General features: G+C 56.7%; 7 protein-coding genes. 5 read left to right on the top strand and 2 right to left on the bottom strand.

Translation table 11 applies throughout. The features are described 5' to 3' along the window. Positions 1-152 precede the first annotated feature (152 nt). The 3 genes from K5845_RS20810 to K5845_RS20800 are packed head-to-tail and all read left to right on the top strand — an operon-like array spanning position 153 to position 1091. Positions 153-362, top strand: a complete 210-nt coding sequence (locus K5845_RS20810; RefSeq protein WP_046476589.1) for a hypothetical protein — start codon at positions 153-155, stop codon at positions 360-362. 59 nt (positions 363-421) lie between these two features. Continuing rightward, entirely contained in the window at positions 422-844 is a 423-nt protein-coding gene (locus K5845_RS20805) for a hypothetical protein (RefSeq protein ID WP_287959933.1), read from the top strand. A gap of 16 nt (positions 845-860) precedes the next feature. Continuing rightward, the gene (locus K5845_RS20800) at positions 861-1091 is read left to right on the top strand and encodes a hypothetical protein (protein ID WP_287959932.1); all 231 of its coding nucleotides are present in this window, start codon (positions 861-863) and stop codon (positions 1089-1091) included. Positions 1092-1166: 75 nt separating this feature from the next. On the opposite strand, the gene K5845_RS20795 is transcribed toward K5845_RS20800, so the two are convergent. After that, positions 1167-5711: a hypothetical protein gene (locus tag K5845_RS20795; protein ID WP_287959931.1), complete on the bottom strand. Its 4545-nt coding sequence runs from the start codon at positions 5709-5711 to the stop codon at positions 1167-1169. Positions 5712-5979: 268 nt separating this feature from the next. On the opposite strand from K5845_RS20795, the gene K5845_RS20790 reads away from it, so the two are divergent. Then, positions 5980-6723 (top strand): hypothetical protein, encoded by a 744-nt coding sequence (locus K5845_RS20790; RefSeq protein WP_287959930.1) that lies wholly within the window; start codon positions 5980-5982, stop codon positions 6721-6723. A 188-nt stretch (positions 6724-6911) separates the two neighbouring features. After that, a complete protein-coding gene (locus tag K5845_RS20785) occupies positions 6912-8210 on the top strand; it encodes a type IV secretory system conjugative DNA transfer family protein (protein WP_287959929.1) in 1299 nt (432 codons plus the stop codon). A 3-nt stretch (positions 8211-8213) separates the two neighbouring features. On the opposite strand, the gene K5845_RS20780 is transcribed toward K5845_RS20785, so the two are convergent. Continuing rightward, the coding region (locus K5845_RS20780) for a hypothetical protein (protein ID WP_287959928.1) at positions 8214-8488 on the bottom strand (275 nt) is incomplete at its 5' end.

The following is an 8488-nucleotide window of genomic DNA, read 5'->3' as shown; positions in this document are numbered from 1 at the left end:
TCGCGGGCGTCAATCACCAATCCCCGTCAGACCCGTGACCGTTACCGCAACCCTGCGGAAAAAGCACCAAATAGGGCGGTTATTCCGTCAACCAGTTTCAGCACCGACGTTTCCTGACCAATATCCAAAAATCAATATTTGAGGGGATCAACATGGCCGGTATCGGAAAGATTTTGTCGGGCACCTTTGTGTTCATGATTGCCGTCGTCCTGAGCTTCACGATCATCGGCATCATATTCGCCTTGCCGATGTTCACGGCGGCTTTCGCCCTTTGGACTGCAGGTTTTGCCGAGCTTGGATTCAAGAGCGCAAAAGTCGTGGCCCGTGCCGTCGACAAAGGTCCGGGGCAAAACACACGCTGAATTCCCTTTTCCCACAATCAGGTCATTTGGCGTTCTGCAACCGGATCGAGGCCCGCACCATGTTACGCATCGCTGCCGCACCGCTCCTACTGTGCTCCCTCTTCGCCCCGGCCAACGCATCAACCTACGCCTGCGGCTACCTTGAGCATTGGCTCAATGCCGCAACGGGCGGCCGATATCTTCCCGACGCCGTCGAATCCGGACCAGGCGGGACCGCCTTCACGATTGATTTCGAAACCGCAACCCTCACGGACCGGAGCGGTCGTCCGGCGAGGGGGATTGCACTCCCCTTCTCCATTCAGGCCAACAACCTATCCATCTACGTCGCGACCGACGGAGAGTTCGCGCTGTATTCCGTATTTCCCTCCGAGCCCGATCCTTTGGGCAACGTGTTCGGCACGGTGCTGCGGATCGTCGATCGCGCACACCTGCCGAAAGGCGGCCTCATGAGCCGCATCACCTGCAAACCATCACCGGTATAAATTCAGGAAACCTCTCATGTTCAAACAGCTCGACACCCCCATCCTCCTCGTCATTCTCGGAGGCGCGCTAGGGGCTTGGACCGTAATCAATATCCAATATCTAACCTTCCTCGGTCAGCCCTGCTTCTATTCCAGCCATCTGAACGGTTGTCTCAATCCGGGCATCTACTATGGCCTTCTCGGCCTGTCCGGAATCCTCGTCGCGATTGGGGTAGCCCTCATCGCACGTCCCCCGAAAAGCTCCTGAACCAGCGCAGCCGGAAACCCCGCACCGCTTCCGCTTGCACAGCGCTTCGAGGCCATCCATGGTTACATGCCTTGCCTACCCAATGATCATCCTCAAGTGCTCAACCGTCTTCTCATCCACTCCCGCCTCACTGAAGATTTGAAGTATGTATTCCTTCTTTGAGGCATCCATTCCCACCCTGGACAGTACCGCCTTCGCATGCCGCGACGTCGCAACGTTCTGCAGGGCATCGTCAAGCCCATCCATGTTTTGCTGGGGGACCTGCGCAATCTGACCGTACTGTTTCAGCATCGAAAGGATATTGCCCACCTTGCTTTCAAACAGTTTCGCCTGCTTTTCCATCTGGTTGAGCTGCGCCACTTGATCTTTCAGGTCCGCCTGATGATCCATGAATTTGGCCCGATAACCAGACAGCGCCATCTGCATGTAACCCGACTGCAGGCTGTTATCGAATACCCTGCTCGCAGGCAGCTTCGCCTTGTACGCGTCAATCTCCGCTTTCGTCGCCTGAGGGAATTGTGCCTTGAACCGATTCAGCATCACCCGTTCCACGGCCAGGTCTTCCCTGAATCTCTTCACCATGCCCTGCTGATGGTAGAAGGAGTTTTTGCCCTGCTGCATCTTTGCGAACGCACCGATCTGGTAATCGGTACCGATGTCTTCACGCACGAACTTGGCGATGGCCCGCGCATCACCCCGCGTCCGCGCATGCGTCCCCTGCCGTCCATCCTTCTCATCGAGATAAAGATGGCCCAACATCAGCTCATCCACGGTGCTTGACAGTGCCTTAGTCGTCTTGCTCGCCACCAGTTCCTTAAGCACCTCAGGCGTCAATTTTACCTCCTTGCCGTCAGCCCCAACCTGAACACGTCCTGCCTTGAAGAGCGCTCCGTTCTGCAGTGACCTATCCAGGCTTTCGATGGCATTCGCCAACGTTGCGGCCCTGAAATCCTCACCGGTGAGCATCCGCCCGCCCCGCTCGGCTTCCACCATGCGGACCGCATCCCGTTCATCGCGCACCTTCGCCGCAGCTTCGGCGGCAGCTTTCCGCGCAACCTTCCACGGCCCATCCATGGCGCCCATTGTCACCATGTTCTGGTACTGCATCCCGGCGCCATACGTCGACGCCTCCTTCTCGAGGAATTCCCTGCGGCGCGCATCCCCCCGCGCCTTCATCCAATTCGATATGCCACCAGCCTGTTGCCACGCGCGCGCCCGTTCCGGCGCTTCGTAATACTCGTCCAGGACATTGCGGATGATATCCCCAACCACAGGAATCTTGCTGAGGCCCCCACCAGCCATCATTCCCCCAAAGGCCCCAGCTGCCGCCGACTGTAGAACTCCCGGCCGCCGCCCTGGAATACCTAAACCATCATTCCTTGCCTCCGCCGCGACGAGCTTATCGGCGGCCGCATTCACCACACGGGGCATTTCACCCCGCAGGGCGGACGCAATGTCATCCACATTGGAAATCCGAATATCCAGCTTTGACAACCGATCCCGGATTACCTTCTCTTCTTCATCTATCCTGTCCTTCGCAGCCTGCATCGGGGTCGGAGGTTTGGTTGGGGCGGGAGCAGGTACCGCGCCGCCCTGTCCGGCCGTGCCGGCTCCTTGCGGCTGATTGGCTTGCCCTTGTTGCGGGAATGCCCCGGCTGTTCCACGACCGCCAGTCCGACCAATCCCGTGCCCCACATCGCCAGTTACGCCGGGAAGGCCACCCAATGGGGCAACGCCCGCCGCCACCGTTCCGTGATACGCGTTCACCGTCCCACGCATCGTTGCTCTCACTTCCGCTTCCGGCACCCCCAGCTGCAAGGCAACCGCCATCTCCTCCACGACCGTCATGTCCGCGGCATCGAGATCTATCTTGCCTGTAACGGATCGGAACGCGGCTTTTGCCCGCCCGAGGGCATCGATGCTGATCGCACCGCCGCCCTCCTCAAGCGACTGAGCAAGCTGGTTGACCGCCAGCCAATCGTCGGCAGATGTTGGTGCAGCTCCGCCATTCATATAGCTCCACTGCTGCTGAGCATCCTTCCAACTATCCAATGAGATAGTCTCGCCCTCCTCAGTCACAGCAGGCGGGCCGTTCGCGTCAATTGGAAGCTCGCCCCCACTGGAAGGCGAGTTACCCTGGAATCCTTGATTGAAAGCTTCTGCACCACCCTTTACGGCACCGGGCACATAATCGCTGACGCTATCAAGCGCTGCCTGTCCGGCGGCGGCGACAACGTCCTTGCCAGCCTTTCCGGACGCGAAGGCACCAGCACCGCCAAGCACACCGCCCAATGCACCAGCACCAACAAATGATGCTACCGCAATAGCCGCATTCTTACCGGCGTCTGCGAGACGTTTGGCGCCGTCATCAATTTGCCGGAGCGCCTCAAGGTTCTTGGCGTCGCCAATCTTGAACAACAGGAACAATGTCATGCCGACGATCTGTGTGTACACACCGGCAATCGCGAAGATGAAAATGCCTTCCTTCAGGGATTTATCATCACCGCCAATCGCCCCAAAGGTCCTGTAAACAATGCCTGCCAGATTATCGATGATTATGAAGACAACTGGCACCAGCTTCAGGATGAAGACAACACCGATAACCTGAATGAGAATCCCAGCCGCATGCTGCGGAATGGCAACCCCGATCAGCATAATAAACGGGGTCACAACGATGGCGCCTGCAAGCGCCATATCGATAATGATCCTGCAAAAGTTCAGCACCGCGATTGAAAACGGACCGATGAACTTCGATACGATCCAGACGATCCCACCACCAAGCCATTCGATAACGCTGCCGATCAATCCGCCGGTTGTCTGCTCCGTGAAGGGCAACTTCGAATTCTGCACATCACCGATCACACTCGGCCGCATCCGTGAATGTTCAGCCGTCTCCCTTGCCTCGTCCGACTCCCCGTAAATCGCCGTCGACGGCATAACCGACCGAACCAGCAATTCGGCAAGCCGCTGCCGTTTAGTTTCCTCATTCGCTGCGCCGCTAAAGAACTGTTCCGAGTTCAACACCGAAAGCAAATCAGATGCCGTGGCGCATACTTTGTTACGCCCACCAGATATGTCGTAATACAAACTCCCGCAATTAAGCGCGGTTACGTCCCTATAATCCCATCTCGCGGGTATAGACTCCGCGCCCGAAATCTTGTCGCGCAATCGGCTGAACACCGTTCCGGCCGCGATACTTTCCAGTTCCCCCACATCCCGGTTGACCAACTTCAAATCAAAGAGGGAATTGAACAGCGCATTCCCCCTCGCCTGCGAACAGCTTCCAGACGTATCAAACGATTTATCGCCGCTCGTAAATTCCCGCACCTTCACCGGAGCACGATCCATCCCCCGCAACATGGCAACCATGTCGGGGGTCATCTCAGCATTCACATATGCTCCGCCCAATCCCTCGAACTTCTTGTCGAATTGACCGTACGCCCATCCCGCCTTTTCCCAGTGGCCGGCGCAGACATTCTCTCCAAATCCGAAGAAATCGACAGCCCCATCCTTCAAAGAATTCAAAGTAGACTTAGTCGACATCCGGCAATCGCTCATGGTCTTGCGAGCCGTACCAGCCGCGTCACCGAAGCCGGTGTTCTCCGGCCCCGTGAGATAAAAGAGCACGGAGCCGGGGTCCGGCTTGGCATTCATTTGCTTGGCTAGGTCGAGAAGCGTCGTTGTCGATTTCTGGGCCCGATCTGCTGACCCGTTCTCTCCGCATCGTTCAATCTGTCCAAGTCCACCATTGTTCCCTACGACCCTGTCGCACAGTGCGCCCACGGCCGCCGCATAGTTCGCATCGTTCCGGTTCGCCTGCCAGTCCAGGACGACGGCCGGAGGCGGTGCCCTGAAGTCCGCTTCCACACCCGAACGCGCGGTCGATGAATAATAATCTGCAATACGGTCGAACGCGCTCGCCAGCGTGTAGGGCTTTGTTCCCGCTCCCCCATCGTTCCCCGTCATCTCGGACGGGAGGATCGCTGCATTTTGACAGCTACCGAGATACTGATTGGCATCACCAAGCCAGCTACCGCTTGTTTTCAACATTTCCGAATTGGTCAAGGCAACCCCAGCCAACGCTCCATCAACAAGCCCCCTAAAGGACGCTGACCGGAACAGGTCATCGAATACGACCTGCAGCGTCGTCCCGATATGCGCCATCACCAACTGCGGAGTGAACCCGCACGCTACGAATGTTCCACTGGAGTCACATGCCTCATCGGCCTCGACTAACATACCTTCCGGATCAGACTTTTTTACCGTGGGGTAAAACAGGAGCTTGCTGTTGTAAGGGGCAAAAAGACAAATGATCACAATCAAAAGCCAAGCCACGATCGTTCGTGTGTCTTGGGCTTTCTGGACGAACACAATACATAACGCCCCAACCACAGCGGCTGCCAATCCCACGTAATAGAGGGCAGGAACATCACCGAAACCGTTCAACAACTGCCATTGAATCAGGAATGCCGCCTTCAATGTACGCAGTTGGGACGGGTCTATGCTGAGAAAAGGAAAAGCGCCCGACATTTCCTCTGTCTGCGCAAAACCCGCCAATGGCAAAGCCACCAGGACGGCAATTACTACAGCGGCGACAGTCGGCCCCGTGTGGACTTTCATGGCAGGATGATACATCCCCGCCGCGACAAGTCAGCTATCCTGACCGATTACCGGTCAGCCCCATATCATTCCTGCAACAGCAGCTTCACCCCTGCGGAAAACCAATCAAGGCGTACGGAATTAGCGTCATCCGGGCGACATTACTCCCACCCCGTGATTATTGCTTGAGCGGGTCCTGCTCCGGGCATAGGGCCTTGATACCCCACCAAGCCCCCGTCTGGTTCCGATGTGCCAACGACATCCGAACCTCTACCGCGTCGAGGACTTCATGCTCCGTACCGCCGCCATCATCCTTGCTTCGGTCGCCGTCACCGCCATCGCCATGTGGTTGCTCAATACTGATACTACGCGCTGGTTTAACAACGAAGCGCCCGCACATGGACTTGCCATGCGGGCGGACCCCCACCAAGCCCACACCGACGGAATCGAGCCGGAAACTCTGAAGCAGCTAAAAAGATTTACCAGCCACGTTGTTGCACTCGCATTTCAAGAGGGTAAGCCTCTTCCTCAAAGAAGCCCTTACGACAAAGCGACCACTATACGATTACTCGAAGAGGGCCTCCTGTGCCTGGACCGCTATGGCTACTCGGCACTCCCAGAGGAAGAAAGAAAGTTTTTTGCATCCACACTCGTCGACGTTAATGAAGTCTTCGATTCCGGAGTCACTTATGAGGAAATACGGCAAAAGGGGCTATTAAAGTCAGATAAATTCGAAAGGTTTTGGACTATCTACGGTGAGCTTAACGAGCTCCGCACAACCAAGGAAATGCATGACCATTGCGATACAATCGAAGGGCCATCCCAATACCTTATCGCACACTCTTACTCCGCAAAGGGGATTCCAGCAGACATCAATTATCTTTCCTGCATGCCTCTGGAGCCGCTAAAGTTCCGGTGCTCCTACTATTTAAAAATGAGGGACGGCAGCGGAAAAATCAAAACCACGCAAGTGGAACAAACCTATCAGCATGCAAATGACAAATGGTCTCCCATCGCTGAGCAATCGCCCTGACACGCCGCTGTCCAATGCACGCTTATGATCAAATTGCATTCCACCTCTTAATATGGAGCCTTCTCTCTTATTCCTCACAAGGGCCATACCGCATTCACAATTCCCATTAATTATCTCAGAACCAGATTTTTGGCGAAAACATCCCTAGAACCACCTGAAGGTTATTTGGTACAAAAGCGGGTGCATTAATGAATGTCGGAAATACTCCAACAACATCGCTTTTAAATGGCTTACTCCTCGGCCGCACGGCTGCCTCTGCGGAAACCGGCCCTGGAGATGCCATTTGGGACACCGGCCATGAGGGGCACCTGATCACGGTCGCCCCCACCGGGTCCGGAAAAGGCGTCAGCTGCATCATACCGGCATTGTTGACCTGGCAGGGACCCGCCGTGGTCATAGACCCCCGGGGCGAGAATGTGGCGGTGACCGCTAGACATCGTCGCGCAATGGGCCATCAGGTTCTTGTGCTAGATCCCTACGGCGTCACCGACGAACCGCAAAGCGCCTCGCTCAACCCGATGGATCTCCTCGATCCCAACAGCGACGACTTCGAAGACGATTGCGCGCTCATCGCCCATCTGCTCGTACAGGACAAGCTAAGCACCATCGACCCCTTCTGGGACGAGCGGGCCACCGCCCTTATCATCACCATCATAAAGGCCCTCTATACTCTCTATCCCTACAAGACGTTCACCCTGCAGGATGTCAAAGGCCTCCTCGTCAACCCGCACGGCATTCCTTCCTACCGGGACCCCACTGACGATGCGCAAACCTTTGATCGCAAGTTCCAAATGTTTGCCGCGCTCTTCTCGGAAACCGAATTTTCATCCGGCAGGACCCGCTCAAGCATCTTCTCGTCAGCCTCCTCCCATCTCGGCTTCCTCCGTTCCACAGCGGTTGCCAAGGCCACATCCAACAGCACCATAATGCTCGACGACGTCAGGGCAGGCGCAATGCAGACCATTTATATCGTCCTGCCCCCCGACAAGTTGGTTCCAATGGCAAAACTACTTCGTCTCTGGATCGGTACTATTTTAGCCGCCATCTCCAGACGCCGCCGCCTTCCACCGCAGCCGACCCTCTTCATCATCGACGAAGCAGCACAACTCGGCGAATTGGATTCCCTGCGCGCCGGGCTTACCCTCATGAGAGGTTACGGCATGCGCCTATGGACCTTCTGGCAAGACCTGTCCCAGCTTAAAAACCTTTACCCCCGCGATTGGGAAAGCATCCTGAACAACTGCTCCACGCAACAGTTCTTCGGTGCAAAAACGCCGTACGCGCAGCGCGCCTTGAAGAACTACCTGTGCGGAACCGTATCCACCGACGACCTCGATACCGACGCGATGGTTTTATGCCGGGAGGGGAAAGTGAGCATGGTCGCCCGCGCCGATTACAGGACCGACCCGATGCTGGCTCCCCTTGCCGCGCCAAACCCCTTCTACGAGCCCGTAGATCTGCCGACGTTTGCGAAGGTGCCGACCTGACGGCTACGTTGCTTGGAGGCCGGGCTCATCCTTCAAAAGCTTCTGCGCATTGCCATCGGACATCGCCAACAAGCGGCCCAACCCCCTATCGTACCCTCGACGCGCCAGCAAAATGCGCTGCCTGAGGCGGGCTTCGCCGTAACACAACCCCGCCGGCGCCGCCAAAAGGATCTCCGCGATCGGTCTTCGGTCTCCCAACGCCCTCGCAGCTTCCTCGATAAGCCCCAGGCGGACCTTCAGGCTTTCCGGCTTTCGGGTTATAAGCAGCGGCGCTTTCA

Source organism: Filomicrobium sp. (assembly GCF_025698805.1).
In the GTDB taxonomy this organism is placed as follows: domain Bacteria; phylum Pseudomonadota; class Alphaproteobacteria; order Rhizobiales; family Hyphomicrobiaceae; genus Filomicrobium; species Filomicrobium insigne.
Note: the sequence above shows the minus strand (reverse complement) of the source record. Positions and strands in the feature narration are given on the sequence as shown.

Coding starts and splice junctions, on each gene's coding strand:
- K5845_RS20800 (WP_287959932.1), top strand. CDS start 861: ATGTTCAAACAGCTCGACACCCCCATCCTCCTCGTCATTCTCGGAGGC.
- K5845_RS20785 (WP_287959929.1), top strand. CDS start 6,912: ATGAATGTCGGAAATACTCCAACAACATCGCTTTTAAATGGCTTACTC.
- K5845_RS20795 (WP_287959931.1), bottom strand. CDS start 5,711: ATGAAAGTCCACACGGGGCCGACTGTCGCCGCTGTAGTAATTGCCGTC.
- K5845_RS20810 (WP_046476589.1), top strand. CDS start 153: ATGGCCGGTATCGGAAAGATTTTGTCGGGCACCTTTGTGTTCATGATT.
- K5845_RS20805 (WP_287959933.1), top strand. CDS start 422: ATGTTACGCATCGCTGCCGCACCGCTCCTACTGTGCTCCCTCTTCGCC.
- K5845_RS20790 (WP_287959930.1), top strand. CDS start 5,980: ATGCTCCGTACCGCCGCCATCATCCTTGCTTCGGTCGCCGTCACCGCC.